Source organism: Pseudomonas sp. F007 (genome assembly GCF_057814275.1).
This window is the reverse complement of sequence record NZ_JBVATA010000003.1, coordinates 116325-130231: the sequence shown is the minus strand read 5'-3', so window position 1 is coordinate 130231 and position 13907 is coordinate 116325. Positions and strand designations below refer to the sequence as shown.

11 protein-coding genes are annotated in these 13907 nt (G+C 62.7%); 7 read left to right on the top strand and 4 right to left on the bottom strand.

The window, feature by feature from the left end:
* The first annotated feature begins 5 nt into the window (after positions 1-5).
* The 6 genes from ACZYR5_RS08045 (at position 6) to ACZYR5_RS08020 (ending at position 5937) form a co-directional block, all read left to right on the top strand.
* Positions 6-1199, top strand: a complete 1194-nt coding sequence (locus ACZYR5_RS08045; RefSeq protein ID WP_489089144.1) for an SfnB family sulfur acquisition oxidoreductase — start codon at positions 6-8, stop codon at positions 1197-1199.
* Complete coding sequence (locus ACZYR5_RS08040) at positions 1199-2563, top strand: LLM class flavin-dependent oxidoreductase (RefSeq protein WP_489089143.1); 1365 nt, start codon at positions 1199-1201, stop codon at positions 2561-2563. The genes ACZYR5_RS08045 and ACZYR5_RS08040 overlap by 1 nt, the downstream gene beginning before the upstream one ends.
* Before the next feature lie 129 nt (positions 2564-2692).
* Positions 2693-3502, top strand: a complete 810-nt coding sequence (locus ACZYR5_RS08035; RefSeq protein ID WP_489089142.1) for a MetQ/NlpA family ABC transporter substrate-binding protein — start codon at positions 2693-2695, stop codon at positions 3500-3502.
* A gap of 2 nt (positions 3503-3504) precedes the next feature.
* Positions 3505-4626 (top strand): methionine ABC transporter ATP-binding protein, encoded by a 1122-nt coding sequence (locus ACZYR5_RS08030; protein WP_489089141.1) that lies wholly within the window; start codon positions 3505-3507, stop codon positions 4624-4626.
* Positions 4616-5260 (top strand): methionine ABC transporter permease, encoded by a 645-nt coding sequence (locus tag ACZYR5_RS08025; RefSeq protein WP_489089140.1) that lies wholly within the window; start codon positions 4616-4618, stop codon positions 5258-5260. The genes ACZYR5_RS08030 and ACZYR5_RS08025 overlap by 11 nt, the downstream gene beginning before the upstream one ends.
* A 53-nt stretch (positions 5261-5313) precedes the next feature.
* On the top strand, positions 5314-5937 hold the full coding sequence (locus tag ACZYR5_RS08020; RefSeq protein ID WP_489089139.1) for a class I SAM-dependent methyltransferase: 624 nt from the start codon (positions 5314-5316) through the stop codon (positions 5935-5937).
* 73 nt (positions 5938-6010) lie between these two features.
* Here the strand turns inward: ACZYR5_RS08020 and ACZYR5_RS08015 are convergent, their stop codons facing one another.
* From ACZYR5_RS08015 to ACZYR5_RS08005, 3 genes are read right to left on the bottom strand one after another with little or no spacing between them, the layout of a single operon-like run.
* Positions 6011-9064 (bottom strand): efflux RND transporter permease subunit, encoded by a 3054-nt coding sequence (locus ACZYR5_RS08015; protein WP_489089138.1) that lies wholly within the window; start codon positions 9062-9064, stop codon positions 6011-6013.
* Positions 9061-10128 (bottom strand): efflux RND transporter periplasmic adaptor subunit, encoded by a 1068-nt coding sequence (locus tag ACZYR5_RS08010; protein WP_489089137.1) that lies wholly within the window; start codon positions 10126-10128, stop codon positions 9061-9063. The genes ACZYR5_RS08015 and ACZYR5_RS08010 overlap by 4 nt, the downstream gene beginning before the upstream one ends.
* A complete protein-coding gene (locus ACZYR5_RS08005) occupies positions 10125-11222 on the bottom strand; it encodes an efflux RND transporter periplasmic adaptor subunit (RefSeq protein WP_489089136.1) in 1098 nt (365 codons plus the stop codon). The genes ACZYR5_RS08010 and ACZYR5_RS08005 overlap by 4 nt, the downstream gene beginning before the upstream one ends.
* Before the next feature lie 206 nt (positions 11223-11428).
* Here ACZYR5_RS08005 and ACZYR5_RS08000 point away from each other — a divergent pair, with 206 nt between their 5' ends.
* Positions 11429-12598 carry an AAA family ATPase gene (locus tag ACZYR5_RS08000; protein ID WP_489089135.1) on the top strand — a complete coding sequence of 390 codons (1170 nt, stop codon included), beginning with the start codon at positions 11429-11431 and terminating at the stop codon, positions 12596-12598.
* Positions 12599-12985: 387 nt separating this feature from the next.
* On the opposite strand, the gene ACZYR5_RS07995 is transcribed toward ACZYR5_RS08000, so the two are convergent.
* Positions 12986-13768 carry a MetQ/NlpA family ABC transporter substrate-binding protein gene (locus tag ACZYR5_RS07995; protein WP_489089134.1) on the bottom strand — a complete coding sequence of 261 codons (783 nt, stop codon included), beginning with the start codon at positions 13766-13768 and terminating at the stop codon, positions 12986-12988.
* Positions 13769-13907 lie beyond the last annotated feature (139 nt).

The following is a 13907-nucleotide window of genomic DNA, read 5'->3' as shown; positions in this document are numbered from 1 at the left end:
AAAACATGACGTACTCCCCCTCCGTCGCGGTCATTACCAGCGATGAACAAGCCCTTATTGTCGCCAGCGACCTGGCCGAAGACTTCCAGCGCGACAGCGCCCTGCGCGACCGCGAACGCCGTCTGCCACACCCGGAGCTGGAAGTGTTTTCCCGCTCGGGCCTGTGGGGCATCAGCGTACCCAAGGAGTACGGTGGCGCCGGCGTCTCCAATGTCACCCTGGCCAAGGTCATCGCGCTCATCGCCCAGGCCGACGGCTCCCTCGGACAGATCCCGCAGAACCATTTCTATGCCCTCGAAGTGCTGCGGGTGAACGGCAGCGAGGCGCAGAAAAAGCGCCTGTACGCCGAGGTCCTGGCCGGTCAACGTTTCGGCAACGCCCTGGCCGAGCTGGGCACCAAAACCGCTCACGATCGCCTGACCCGCCTGAGCCAGGACGGCAGCGGCTATCGCATCAACGGGCGCAAGTTCTACGCCACCGGTGCGATCTACGCGCAGCGGATTCCGACCTCGGTGGTCGATGAACACGGCGTCCAGCACCTGGCGTTTGTCCCGCGTGACAGCCAGGGCCTGAGCGTGATCGACGACTGGAGCGGTTTCGGCCAGCGCACCACCGGCAGCGGTTCGGTGGTGTTCGAGGACGTCTACGTCGCGGCAGATGATGTGATCCCGTTCCAGAGCGCGTTCGAACGCCCCACCACCGTTGGCCCGCTGGCGCAGATTCTCCATGCCGCCATCGACACCGGCATCGCCCGCGCCGCCTACGAAGACGCGCTGCATTTCGTGCGCACCAAGACCCGCCCCTGGATCGACTCCGGCCACGACCAGGCGACTGCCGACCCCCTGACCATCAAAAGCTTCGGCCACCTGAGCATCCGCCTGCACGCCAGCGAAGCCCTGCTCGAACGTGCTGGCGAATTTCTCGACCTGGCCCAGGCAACCACCGATGCACAGAGCGTGGCGGCGGCCTCGATTGCCGTGGCCGAAGCCCGTGCCATCAGTACCGAGATTTCCCTGGCCGCCGGCAGCACCCTGTTCGAACTGGCCGGCAGCCGCGCGACCCTGGCCGAACACGGCCTCGATCGCCACTGGCGCAACGCCCGGGTGCACACCCTGCACGACCCGGTGCGCTGGAAGTACCACGCCGTCGGCAATTACTACCTCAATCAGGAAAATCCGCCACTGCGAGGGACGATCTGATGAGCGCCCAGCCAGCCCGGAAAAAAATCCTCCTCAATGCGTTCAACATGAACTGCATCGGCCACATCAATCACGGCCTGTGGACCCATCCACGGGACAATTCGACCCAGTACAAAAGCGTCGAATACTGGACCGAACTCGCGCAACTGCTGGAGCGCGGTTTGTTCGACGGGCTGTTCATCGCTGACATCGTTGGGGTGTATGACGTCTACCAGCAGTCGGTCGATGTGACGTTGAAGGAGTCGATCCAGCTGCCGGTCAATGACCCGTTGCTGTTGGTCTCGGCGATGGCCGCGGTGACCAAGAATCTCGGCTTCGGCCTGACCGCCAACCTGACCTACGAGGCGCCCTATTTGTTCGCCCGGCGCCTGTCCACCCTCGATCACCTGAGCCGTGGACGGGTGGGCTGGAACATCGTCACCGGCTACCTCGACAGCGCCGCCAAGGCCATGGGCTTGCAAGAGCAGGTCGAACATGACCGGCGCTATGACCAGGCCGACGAATACCTGCAAGTGCTGTACAAACTCTGGGAAGGCAGCTGGGAAAACGACGCGGTGCGCAACGACCGCGAACAGCGGGTCTATGCCCAACCCGACAAGGTGCACAAGGTCGAGCACCGTGGCGAGTTCTATCAGGTCGAGGGTTATCACCTGTGCGAACCCTCGCCACAGCGCACCCCCGTGCTGTTCCAGGCCGGTAGCTCGGCGCGCGGTTTGCAGTTCGCCGGGCAGCACGCCGAATGTGTGTTCATCAGCGGCCAGAACAAAGCCTCGACCAAGGCCCAGGTGGACAAGGTCCGCGCCAGCGCCGTCAGCGCCGGGCGCAATCCCGAGGACATCAAGGTGTTCATGGGCTTGAACGTGATAGTCGGCGCCAGTGAAGAGGCGGCCTGGGCCAAGCATGCCGAGTACCTGAGCTACGCCAGCGCCGAAGCCGGCGTCGCGCATTTCTCGGCGTCCACCGGCATCGACTTTTCCGAATACGAACTCGATGAGCCGATCCAGTACGTCAAGAGCAACGCCATCCAGTCCGCCACCCAGCACCTGAAAAACAACGACTGGACCCGGCGCAAATTGCTCGAACAACACGCCCTCGGCGGGCGCTACATCACCCTGGTCGGCTCCCCCGAGCAGGTCGCCGACGAGCTGGAATCGTGGATCGCCGAAACCGGCCTGGACGGCTTCAACCTGACGCGCATTGTCTCGCCGGAAAGCTATGTCGATTTCATCGAACTGGTGATTCCCGAGTTGCAGCGACGGGGGTCGTACAAGACGGCTTACGAGCAAGGGACGTTGCGCGAAAAGTTGTTCCAGGAACAAGCGCAATTGCCTGCCCGGCATACGGGCGCGTCCTTCAGACGCTAAGAGCTTCGCGGGCAAGCCCGCTCCTACAGGGGTTATGTGAACACCCGAGATCCACTGTGGGAGCGAGCCTGCTCGCGAAGAGGCCTGACCAAACGACACAACCCTAATTTATTGACTGGATAACTCATCATGAAAAAGCACTACCTCTCCCACCCAGTCAAAGCACTGGCCCTGGCCCTCGGTCTTTTCAGCTCGGCCGTCTTCGCCGCCGATGCCCCGTTGAAAGTCGGCACCACCGCCGCCTTCGCCATTCCCCTCGAGGCCGCCGTCGAAGAAGCCGGCAAGCAAGGCCTGAAAGTCGAACTGGTGGAGTTCAGCGACTGGATCGCGCCTAACGTCAGCCTCGCTTCCGGCGATATCGACGTGAACTACTTCCAGCACATCCCCTTCCTGGAAAACGCCAAGGCGGCCGCCGGTTTTGACCTGGTGCCATTCGCGCCGGGGATCATCAACAACGTCGGCCTGTACTCGAAAAAATACAAAAGCTTCGACGAACTGCCGGAAGGCGCCAGCGTGGCCATCGCCAACGACCCGATCAACAGCGGTCGCGGCCTGCAACTGCTGGCCAAGGCCGGTCTGATCACCCTCAAGCAGGGTGTCGGCTACAAGGCCACCGAAGACGACATCATCGCCAACCCGAAGAAGATCAAGATTCTCCAGGTCGAAGCCGTGCAACTGGTCCGCGCCTATGACGACGCCGATCTGGTCCAGGGCTACCCGGCCTACATCCGTCTGGCCAAGACTTTCGACGCCGGCTCGGCCCTGCTGTTCGACGGCCTCGACCACAAGGAATACGTGATTCAGTTCGTGATCCAGCCGGACCACAAAACCGATCCGCGCCTGATCAAGTTCGTCGACATTTACCAGCACTCGCCCGCCGTGCGCGCCGCCCTCGACAAGGCCCACGGCAAGCTCTACCAAGCCGGCTGGGAAAGCTGAGGATGAGTGCCGCGAGCCAACGGCGACTGGAAATTCCAGAGCCCCAATCGGCGGTGCGCAGCGAGCTGCACCCCGAGCTTAATCACGCCCATGTACGCTTCGTCGGCCTGGGCAAGACCTACAACGGCCAACAGGGTCCGGTCGCGGCGCTGCAGGGCATCGACCTGGCGATCCAGCGTGGCGAGGTGTTCGGCATCATCGGCCGCAGCGGCGCCGGCAAGTCATCGCTGATCCGCACCATCAACCGCCTTGAGCAACCGACCTCGGGTCGGGTGCTGATTGATCAGGTCGACATTGGCGAGTTCGACGAAGACCGGCTGGTGGCGCTACGACGACGCATCGGCATGATCTTCCAGCACTTCAACCTGATGTCGGCGAAGACGGTGTGGCAGAACGTCGAACTGCCGCTCAAGGTGGCGGGCGTGGCCAAGGCCGAGCGCGAGAAAAAGGTCCGTGAACTGCTGGAACTGGTGGGCCTGCAGGAGAAGCACAAAGCCTATCCGGCGCAATTGTCCGGCGGTCAGAAACAGCGCGTCGGCATTGCCCGCGCACTGGTCCACGATCCGGCGATCCTGTTGTGCGACGAGGCTACTTCGGCGCTGGATCCGGAAACCACCCAGTCGATTCTCGGCCTGTTGCGCGAGATCAACCAGCGCCTGGGCCTGACCATCGTGCTGATCACCCACGAGATGGCGGTGATCCGCGACATCTGCGATCGGGTGGTGGTGCTCGAACACGGGCGCATTGTCGAGCAAGGACCGGTCTGGGAAGTGTTTGGCAACCCGCAACACGAGGTCAGCAAAACCCTGCTGGCGCCGCTGCAACATGCCCTGCCCGCCGAACTGCAGAAGCGCCTGCAGGCCCAACCACCCTCGGCAAATGCCGCTGTGGTGCTGCGCCTGCAATTTACCGGCAGCACCAGCGAGGAGCCCGATCTCGCCGCGCTGTTCACCGCCCTCGGTGGTCGTGTGCGGCTGCTTCAAGGCGGGGTCGAACGGATCCAGGGGCATGCCCTGGGGCAACTGCTGCTGGCGGTCACCGACTCGCCGCACACGGCCGACGCCCTGCACCAACGCGCCGGCAATTGGGCACAACAGGTGGAGGTGCTGGGTTATGTGGTTTGATCGCTTGCTGCAAGGTTTTATCGACACCTTCCTGATGGTCGGCGTGTCGTCGTTGATCGCCCTGCTGGCGGGGATTCCGCTGGCGGTGATCCTGGTCACCAGTTCCAAGGGCGGGATCTACGAAGCACCAACGCTGAACCGCGCGCTGGGCGCCTTCGTCAATCTGTTCCGCTCGATTCCGTTTTTGATCCTGATGGTCGCGCTGATTCCCTTTACCCGTTTGATCGTCGGCACCACCTACGGTGTCTGGGCCGCCGTGGTGCCGCTGACCATCGCCGCCACACCGTTTTTTGCACGGATCGCCGAAGTCAGTCTGCGTGAAGTCGACCACGGCCTGATCGAAGCGGCGCAAGCCATGGGCTGCCGACGCTGGCACATCATCCGCCACGTGTTGTTGCCCGAGGCACTGCCGGGGATCGTCGGCGGTTTCACCATCACCCTGGTGACCATGATCAATTCGTCCGCCATGGCCGGGGCCATTGGTGCCGGGGGTTTGGGAGACATCGCCTACCGCTACGGTTACCAGCGTTTCGACAGCCAGATCATGCTCACGGTGATTGTGCTGCTGGTGCTGCTGGTGGCCGCGATCCAGCTCGGCGGCGACCGCCTGGCGCGGGGGCTGAACAAGCGCTGAGCGACGAAAAACGCTTATAGTCGCAGGCAACTCCCTTGCCTGCGCAGCCGATCATGAAGCACACCGACGCCGACCTCGAACAGATCACCCGCACCACCCTGGGCCACTACAACTCGGTGGCCGAGGGCTTTCGCGAAGGCACCCGCGATCTCGACGTCAGCCAGAACATCGCGGCGCTGTTGCGTCATATCAACGCCGCGGAGCCCTTTACCCTGCTGGATTTCGGCTGTGGCCCTGGCCGCGACTTGCAGACGTTCACCCGCATGGGCCACGTGGCTGTCGGTCTGGATGGCTCTGCCGAGTTTGCCCGAATGGCCCGCGAGGACAGCGGCTGCGAAGTCTGGCAGCAGGACTTCCTCAAGCTCGACCTGCCCATCGAGTATTTCGACGGGATCTTCGCCAACGCCGTGCTGTTCCACATCCCGCGGCAGGAGTTGCCACGGGTGCTGCGCCAACTGCATGGGACGCTGAAACCTGGGGGCGTGTTGTTCAGCTCCAATCCCCGCGGCGACAACCAGGGAGGCTGGAACGGGCCGCGCTATGGGGCGTATCACGATCTTCAGGCGTGGCAGCAATTGCTCACCGAGGCGGGGTTTGTCGAGCTGGAGCACTACTACCGCCCGGCAGGGCTGCCGCGTGAGCAGCAGCCCTGGTTGGCGAGTGTCTGGCGCAGCTGAAGCTCGCTCCTACAGGACCGCACAGATCCAATGTGGGAGCGAGCCTGCTCGCGATGAGTGCGAAGCACTCGGTTTACAGGGCTTGTTTCTGCGGCTCCTTGATCTTGTACCAGGCCACATACAGCGCCGGCAGGAACAACAGGGTCAACAAGGTCGCCGCCACAATCCCGCCAATCATCGCGTAGGCCATCGGCCCCCAGAACACTTCCCGGGCAATCGGGATCATGCCCATGCTCGCCGCAGCGGCCGTGAGCAGGATCGGTCGACGCCGGTGTTCGGTGGCTTGCACCACTGCATCCCAAGGCGTCGAGCCATTGCGTTCGAATTCGTCGATCTGCGTCACCAGGATCACCGAGTTACGGATGATGATACCGATCAACGCCAAAATCCCGAGGATCGCCACAAAGCCCATGGGCGTGCCCGTCGGCACCAGCGCCAGGACCACGCCAATCAAGCCCAGCGGCGCGACGCTGACCACCAGGAACAGCTTCTGCACGCTGTGTAGCTGGATCATCAGGAAGGTCGCCATCAAGAACAGCATCAACGGCAGCACCTTGGCGATCGGCCCCTGGGCCTTGGCGCTGGACTCCACCGTACCGCCGGTTTCCACGGTGTAACCGGCGGGCAACGCTGCGGCGAACGCGTTGATCTTCGGCTCGAGCAGGCGCACCAGGTCGGTGGGCTGGATCTCGTCGCGCACCGCCGCCTTGACCGTAATCGTCGGCTTGCGGTCACGACGCCATACCAGCGGCTGCTCCAGTTCATAACGCACCGTGGCAAACGCCAGCAGCGGAATCGAGGTGCCGCTCGGGGTGACGATCTGCAGGTTCTGCAGGGTCTTGGTGCTGCCCCGCTCGGAGTCCACGGCCCGGCCGATGACATTGATCAGGTAGATATCGTCGTCGACCTGGGTCACGGTCGAGCCGCTGACAATGCCGTTCATCAGGTTGGCCACGTCCTCGGACGACAAGCCGAACTGACGCGCCTTGTCCTGCGCAATATCAACGCGCAACACCTTGCCCGGCTCGTTCCAGTCGAAAATGATCTCGCCGATGTGCGAGTTTTTGTCCAGCTCGGCGGCCAGGTCGATGGCATGCTTGCGCACCAGGTCGACGTCCTTGCCACTGAGCCGGTACTGGATCGGACGCCCCACCGGCGGGCCCATTTCCAGGGCCTGGACATAACTGCCGATACCGACGAAATCCTTGCGCAGGCGTTCGCGCAGGCGCTGGCTGAGCACCTCGCGCGACTCGAAGCTCTTGCTGACGATCACCAGCTGCGCGTAGTACGGGTTCTGCAATTGCTGGTCGAGCGGCAGGTAGAAACGGATCGCACCCTGGCCGATGTAGCTGCTCCAGCGCACGATGTCCGGGTCCCCCTTGAGCGTCGCTTCCAGGCGGTCGACCGCCTTGCGGGTTTCCTCCAGCGAAGCGTTTTGCGGCAGGTTCAGGTCGACCAGAATTTCCGGCCGGTCCGAGGCCGGGAAGAACTGGTTCTGCACGAAGCGCATGGAAAACAGCGCCAGGGCGAAGCACAGCACGGTGATGCCGATGGCCCACCAGCGATTGCGCATGCTCCACAGCAAGCCGTTGTTGAACGCCCGACCGACCCGTCCGGGTTCAGTGGAATGCGCTTTGACCTGGGTGCTGAGGATATGCACGCCGATCACCGGGGCGAACAGCACCGCCACGATCCACGACACGATCATCGCCACCGCAATCACCGCAAACAGGGTGAAGGTGTACTCACCGGCCGAACTGGCATTGAGGCCGATGGGCACGAAGCCGGCAACGGTGACCAGGGTCCCGGTGAGCATCGGGAACGCGGTCGAGGTATAGGCAAAGGTCGCCGCCTGCTCCTTGGTGTCGCCCATTTCCAGGCGCGAGACCATCATCTCCACCGTGATCATCGCGTCATCCACCAACAGTCCGAGGGCGATGATCAGGGCGCCGAGGGAAATCCGCTGCATGGTGATGCCGCTGTACTCCATGAACACGAAGACCATGGCCAGCACCAGCGGAATCGAGCAGGCCACCACCAGCCCCGCGCGTACCCCGAGGCTGATGAAGCTGACCACCAGCACGATGATCACCGCCTCGAACAAGGCGCTGGTGAAGCCGCCTACCGCTTCTTCCACCACCTGCGCCTGGTCGGAAACGACGTGGATGCCGATGCCCACCGGCAGATCGGCGGTCAGTTGATTCATGCGTTCGTGCAGCGACTTGCCGAATTCCTGGATGTTGCCACCGGCCTTCATGTTGATCGCCAGGCCAATGGCAGGCTCGCCATTGAAGCGGAACATCGGCGCCGGTGGGTCGACGTAGCCACGGGTGATCTCGGCAATATCGGCCAGGCGGTAGAAGCGGTCGTTGAGCCGCAGGTTGACCGCTTGCAGGTCTTTCTCCGAGACAAATTGCCCGGAGGTGCGCACGGAAATACGCTCGGGACCGGCCTCGATGACCCCGGCCGGCGTCACCGCGTTCTGGGTTTGCAGGCTCTGCAACACCTGGCGCTGGTCAAGGCCCAGGGCCGCCAGTTTGCGGGTCGAGAAGTTCAGGTACAGCACTTCATCCTGCTGGCCGACCATCTCGATCTTGCCCAGCCCCGGCACGCTATGAATCTCCAGGCGGGCCTGCTCGACGTAGTCACGCAACTGACGCATGGTCAGGCCATCGGCGGTGAACGCATAGACCGAGCCGTAGACGTCACCAAACTCGTCGTTGAACGAGGGGCCCTGGATACCGGCGGGGAAACTGCCACGGATATCACCGATCTTCTTGCGCACCTGGTACCAGATGTCCGGAATGGACTTGGCCGGCGTGGTGTCGAGCAAGTTCACATACACCGTCGACTCACCCGGGCGGGTGTAGCTTTTCACATAGTCGAGGGAGTCCAGCTCTTCGAGCTTTTTCTCGATCCGGTCAGTGACCTGCTTGAGGGTTTCATCCTGGGTCGCGCCCGGCCAGCGGGTCTGGATCACCATGGTCTTGATGGCAAACGACGGGTCTTCTTCGCGCCCCAGGTTGAGGTAGGAAAACACCCCCATCAACAAGGCAACGAACATCAGGTACCAGACAAACGACTGATGCTTCAGAGCCCATTCGGATAAGTTGAAACTCCCTTTCATTGTGGGCTTCCTTCGTCGATTTTGACTGTTTGTCCGGGTTTCAGGCTGTGGACCCCGGCCGTGACCACGCGCTCACCCTGGCTCACGCCACCGGCAAGCGTCGCGCTGCCGTCGCTGCGGCTGATGACGGTGATGTCCCGTGGCGAGACGGTCCTGGTCGCCGGGTCGACGACCCAGATGCGGGGCTTGCCATCCACCTCCTGCAAGGCCGTCAACGGCAATTCGATACGCGGCGCGACGCTGGAGCTGAGGCTGACCCTGATCGAGGTGCCGAGGCGAAAGCCCGCTGGCGTCTCGGCCAGGGTCAGGCGCGCACGCCGGGTGCGGGTGGCGCTATCGGCCTGGGGCTCGATCTCGCGCACCACGGCCGTGGTATGGATACTCGGGTCGAGTTGCGCGCTGACCTCGAACACCACATCGGCCGGCAGTTGCTCGGCGAGCTCCGCCGGCAAGTCGATCACCGCCTCCTTGATGTCCGGGCGCGCCAGGGTCACCACCTGTTGCCCTGCCGTCACCACCTGCCCGGCCTCGGCACTCCAGGCAGTGACCACCGCCGCATGATCGGCGCGCAACTCGGTGTACGACAATTGATCGCGAGCCTGATCGACCGCCGCCTTGGCCTGATCCATCGAAGCCTGGGTGGTTTTCAGGTCGGTGTTGGCCGTGTCCAGTTGCGCCTGGGCACCCACGCCCTGGTTGAACAGTTCCTGTTGCCGACGGGCCGTGGCCTGGGCGTTGATCAGTTGCGCCTGGATCTGCGCCAGGTTGCCCTGGGCGGCGCGCAACTGGTTCTGTTGATCGGTCGGGTCGAGGCTCGCCAGCAACGTGCCGGCGCTGACCTCGCTGCCGACGTCGACGCTGCGACTGGCGATGCGTCCGGCCACACGAAAGCCGGTATTGCTCTCATAGCGCGCCTGGATACTCCCGGCAAAGCGTCCCAGGTCTTGTTGGCCCATGGCCTCGACCACCATCGAGAGCACCGGGCGAATCGGTGCCGGCGGCTCCTCCTGCTTCGAACAGGCCACCAGCAACAGGCCCGCCGACATCACTAACAAACGCTTCATGGCAGACTCTCCGCGGCTTTATCGGATGGCGGGGCAATTTCCACCAGCACCCCCGGGTGCAGCAGTTGGCCACCGGCGGTGACCACTTTCTGCCCAGGCTCCAGCCCATCGCGAATCAGCACACTGCCCGTCTGGTAACGCCCCACCTTGACCACATGCAGGCTCGCCTTGCCCTGGTCATCGACCAGCCACACTGCCGGCTCATGGACTTTCTTGGTCAGGGATGACCACGGCAACTCGACGACTTTCTGCGCCGCGACATTGCCGGTGGCGCTGACCACCGAACCCAGGCGCATGCCTTCAGGCAACTCCTTGAGCGCCACCTTGACCTGCACCGTGCCGGTTTGTGCCGACACCGAAGGCGTCACTTCGCGCACGGTGCCGGTGACCTGGATCTTCGGGTTATCCAGCAGGCTGACGACCACGTCCCGGGAGCTGGGCGCTTCCATCAGCAAGGATTCGTACACGTTGAACACCGCATCACGCTCGCCATCGCGGGCCAGGCTGAACACCGGCACAGTGGCCTGCACCACCTGGCCGACTTCGGCCTGGCGCGCCGTGATCACACCGGGGGCATCGGCCACCAGCGCGGCGTAGCTCAGTTGATCGCGGGCGTTGGCAAACTGCGCCTGGGCCGCCACCAGCGCGCTCTTGCTGCTGAGCAAGGCGGCCTTGGCCGAGTCATATTCGCTCTGGCTGGTGTAGCCCTTGGGCAGGAGTTTTTCCTGGCGCACGAACGCCGCCGCCATCTGCTTGACCCGCGCCTCTTCGGCGACCACCTGGGCCTGGGCCGAATCGACGCTGGTCTGCAGGTCCTTGGGATCGAGCCGCGCGAGGACCTGATTGGCCGTGACCCGATCGCCGACATCCACCGTGCGCTGGATGATCTTGCCCGCGACGCGGAACGACAGGTCGGTCTGCACCCGCGCCTGGATATCCCCGGTCAACGTCACCGACGCCGCAAAATCAGCGGGTTTGACCTCCTGTACAAACACCCTCGGGCGTTCTTTTTCCACTTCCGGCTTGTCGTTGCATGCGGTCAGCAACCCACAGAGACTCAGGTAAACGATGAACTTCATTGCGAGACCAGTCATGCAGGCTCCTTTGCTTGTTTCCTACAATTTCGCGACGTACGACCGATGAGCTTAGATCAGGGAAACCACGGCGCCTGCAGCCATTGAAAAATCAATGCAAACTGCACGAATTAAACGGTCCGGATCCTGACATTGCGCATCGATTGCTTGGTGTCCGACATCAAAACCCGGCCACATTTCCCATCGCGCAGCAAAGGAATTTGCCGATGCTCAAAACCCTGGCGGTCGCCAACTACCGCTCGATCAACACACTGGTGATTCCGCTGGGCCGGCTGAACCTGATCACCGGTCCCAACGGCAGCGGTAAATCCAACCTGTACCGCGCCTTGCGCCTGCTGGCCGAGACCGCCCAGGGCGGTGTGGTCAACGCCCTGGCACGCGAGGGCGGGCTGGATTCGACCTTCTGGGCTGGCCCGCAAACCCTCAGCCGGCGCATGCGCAATGGCGAGGTGGCCATCGAAGCCAGTGTGCGCCAAGGCCCCAAACGCCTGCGCCTGGGCTTCGCCGGCGAAGATTTCAGCTACGCCATCGCGTTGGGCTTACCGATGCCGTTGCCTGCAGAGGTGTCATTTTTTTCCCTGGACCCGGAAATCAAGCGTGAGTGCATCTGGGCCGGCGCCGTGTATCGCCCGGCCAGCCTGCTGGTCAATCGCGCCGGGGCGATGATCAAGGCCCGCGACGGTCGCGACTGGGACGTTCTGGCCCAGCGCACACCGGCCTTCGACAGCCTGTTCGATCAGGTCGGCAACCTGCGTGCTTCGCCCGAGGTGTTGCTGCTGCGCGAACAGATTCGCGGCTGGCGCTTTTATGATCACTTTCGCAGCGACGCCGAGGCCCCCGCGCGCCAGGTGCAATTGGGCACGCGCACGCCGGTGCTGCATCACGATGGCCGCGATCTGGCCGCCGCGTTGCAGACCATCCGTGAAATCGGTGATCCCCAGGCGCTGCAACAAGCCGTCAGCGACGCCTTCCCCGGCGCCCGACTGAACGTCGTGCCGCTGCAAGGCGGCCGCTTTGCCATCGAGTTTCATCAGGAAGGTTTGCTGCGCCCGCTGTCTGCCGCCGAGCTGTCCGATGGCACCCTGCGCTACCTGCTGCTGATCGCCGCGCTGCTGACCCCGCGTCCGCCGACCCTGATGGTGCTCAACGAACCGGAAACCAGCCTGCACCCGGACCTGCTGCCGGCGTTGGCCCGCCTGATCATCCGCGCCTCGCAGGACTGCCAGGTGTGGGTGGTGTCCCATGCCAGCCGACTGATTGCGGCGCTGCAACAGGATGAGCAATGCAACTGCATCGTGCTGGAGAAGAATTTCGGCCAGACCGAAGTGGTGGGTCAGGGCATGCTCGATGAGCCGGCGTGGAAATGGCCGGATTGACCAGCCAACGGTGTCAGGGTGACCGCTGATTTTCTGATCAACCACAAACTGAACTGCGCAAAATGGGCGGCATGCCACAAAATCTGTAGGAGCCGGCTTGCCGGCGAAGGCGGTGTGTCTGATGCACTGCGGCGTCTGGTTCGCTGGCAAGCCAGCTCCTACAGGGTCCCGAGATGTTCGCAATATGGGCGGCATACCACAAACCCCTGTAGGAGCGAGCTTGCTCGCGATGGCGGCATCAGCCCCACCGCATCAATTTCATCGCCACGGTGCGACGATTCGACAGGCTAGCTCCTACAGGGATTTGCGGGCGCATCCGCTTCCAACAAGCCAAAAAAAACGCCGACGCTGTATCAGCCGTCGGCGTTATAACCTTGAAGGGGTTTATCAGAACGCTGGCAATACCGCGCCGCTGTACTTCTTGGCGATGAATTCCTTCACCTCGGGGCTGGTCAGGGCCTTGGCCAGTTTCTGGATGGCGGCGCTGTCCTTGTTGTCCGGACGCGCCACCAGGAAGTTCACGTAAGGCGAATCCGCACCTTCGATGACCAGTGCGTCCTTGGCCGGGTTCAGGCCGGCTTCGAGCGCGTAGTTGGTGTTGATCATGTCCAGGTCAACCTGGTCCAGCACACGCGGGAGCATGGCCGATTCCAGTTCCTTGAACTTGAAGTTATGCGGGTTCTTGGCAATGTCCTTGGGCGTGGCCAGGGCGTTTTTCGGGTCCTTGAGCTCGATCAGGCCGGCTTTCTGCAGCAGGATCAGGGCACGGCCGCTATTGCTGCCTTCGTTGGGGATGGCGATGGTGGCGCCGTCTTTCAACTCAGCCAGGCTTTTGACTTTCTTCGAGTAACCACCGAAGGGTTCGACGTGCACGCCGATCACGGTCACCAGGTTAGTGCCTTTGCCTTCATTGAAGCTTTTCAGGTACGGCAGGGTCTGGAAGTAGTTGGCATCCAGGCGCTTCTGGTCCACCTGTACGTTCGGCTGCACGTAGTCGGTGAACACCTTGATTTCCAGATCCACGCCTTCTTTGGCGAGGGTCGGCTTGATCAGTTCAAGAATCTCGGCGTGCGGTACCGGGGTCGCGGCAACCACCAGTTTCTCGCCGGCCTGGGCCAAACCAGCGGTCAGGGCAGCCGCCAATGCAGTAAACAACAGAACCTTTTTCATGCGGTGTCCTTAATTGTCGTTGTCGACAACGGCGTAAAAGTGGGTTGCCAGCGAAGTGCTATCGCTGGCGTGAAGTGGAAGATACCGAGGTTTTTTATTCCTGAACAATATCTTTTAGCTAGCTTCTTATATCTTTTTT

Bases quoted from the DNA above. Each gene is read 5' to 3' on its own strand.
- ACZYR5_RS08005 (WP_489089136.1), bottom strand. From the start codon at position 11,222: ATGACTGGTCTCGCAATGAAGTTCATCGTTTACCTGAGTCTCTGTGGG.
- ACZYR5_RS07995 (WP_489089134.1), bottom strand. From the start codon at position 13,768: ATGAAAAAGGTTCTGTTGTTTACTGCATTGGCGGCTGCCCTGACCGCT.
- ACZYR5_RS08020 (WP_489089139.1), top strand. From the start codon at position 5,314: ATGAAGCACACCGACGCCGACCTCGAACAGATCACCCGCACCACCCTG.
- ACZYR5_RS08035 (WP_489089142.1), top strand. From the start codon at position 2,693: ATGAAAAAGCACTACCTCTCCCACCCAGTCAAAGCACTGGCCCTGGCC.
- ACZYR5_RS08000 (WP_489089135.1), top strand. From the start codon at position 11,429: ATGCTCAAAACCCTGGCGGTCGCCAACTACCGCTCGATCAACACACTG.
- ACZYR5_RS08030 (WP_489089141.1), top strand. From the start codon at position 3,505: ATGAGTGCCGCGAGCCAACGGCGACTGGAAATTCCAGAGCCCCAATCG.
- ACZYR5_RS08045 (WP_489089144.1), top strand. From the start codon at position 6: ATGACGTACTCCCCCTCCGTCGCGGTCATTACCAGCGATGAACAAGCC.
- ACZYR5_RS08010 (WP_489089137.1), bottom strand. From the start codon at position 10,128: ATGAAGCGTTTGTTAGTGATGTCGGCGGGCCTGTTGCTGGTGGCCTGT.
- ACZYR5_RS08040 (WP_489089143.1), top strand. From the start codon at position 1,199: ATGAGCGCCCAGCCAGCCCGGAAAAAAATCCTCCTCAATGCGTTCAAC.
- ACZYR5_RS08015 (WP_489089138.1), bottom strand. From the start codon at position 9,064: ATGAAAGGGAGTTTCAACTTATCCGAATGGGCTCTGAAGCATCAGTCG.
- ACZYR5_RS08025 (WP_489089140.1), top strand. From the start codon at position 4,616: ATGTGGTTTGATCGCTTGCTGCAAGGTTTTATCGACACCTTCCTGATG.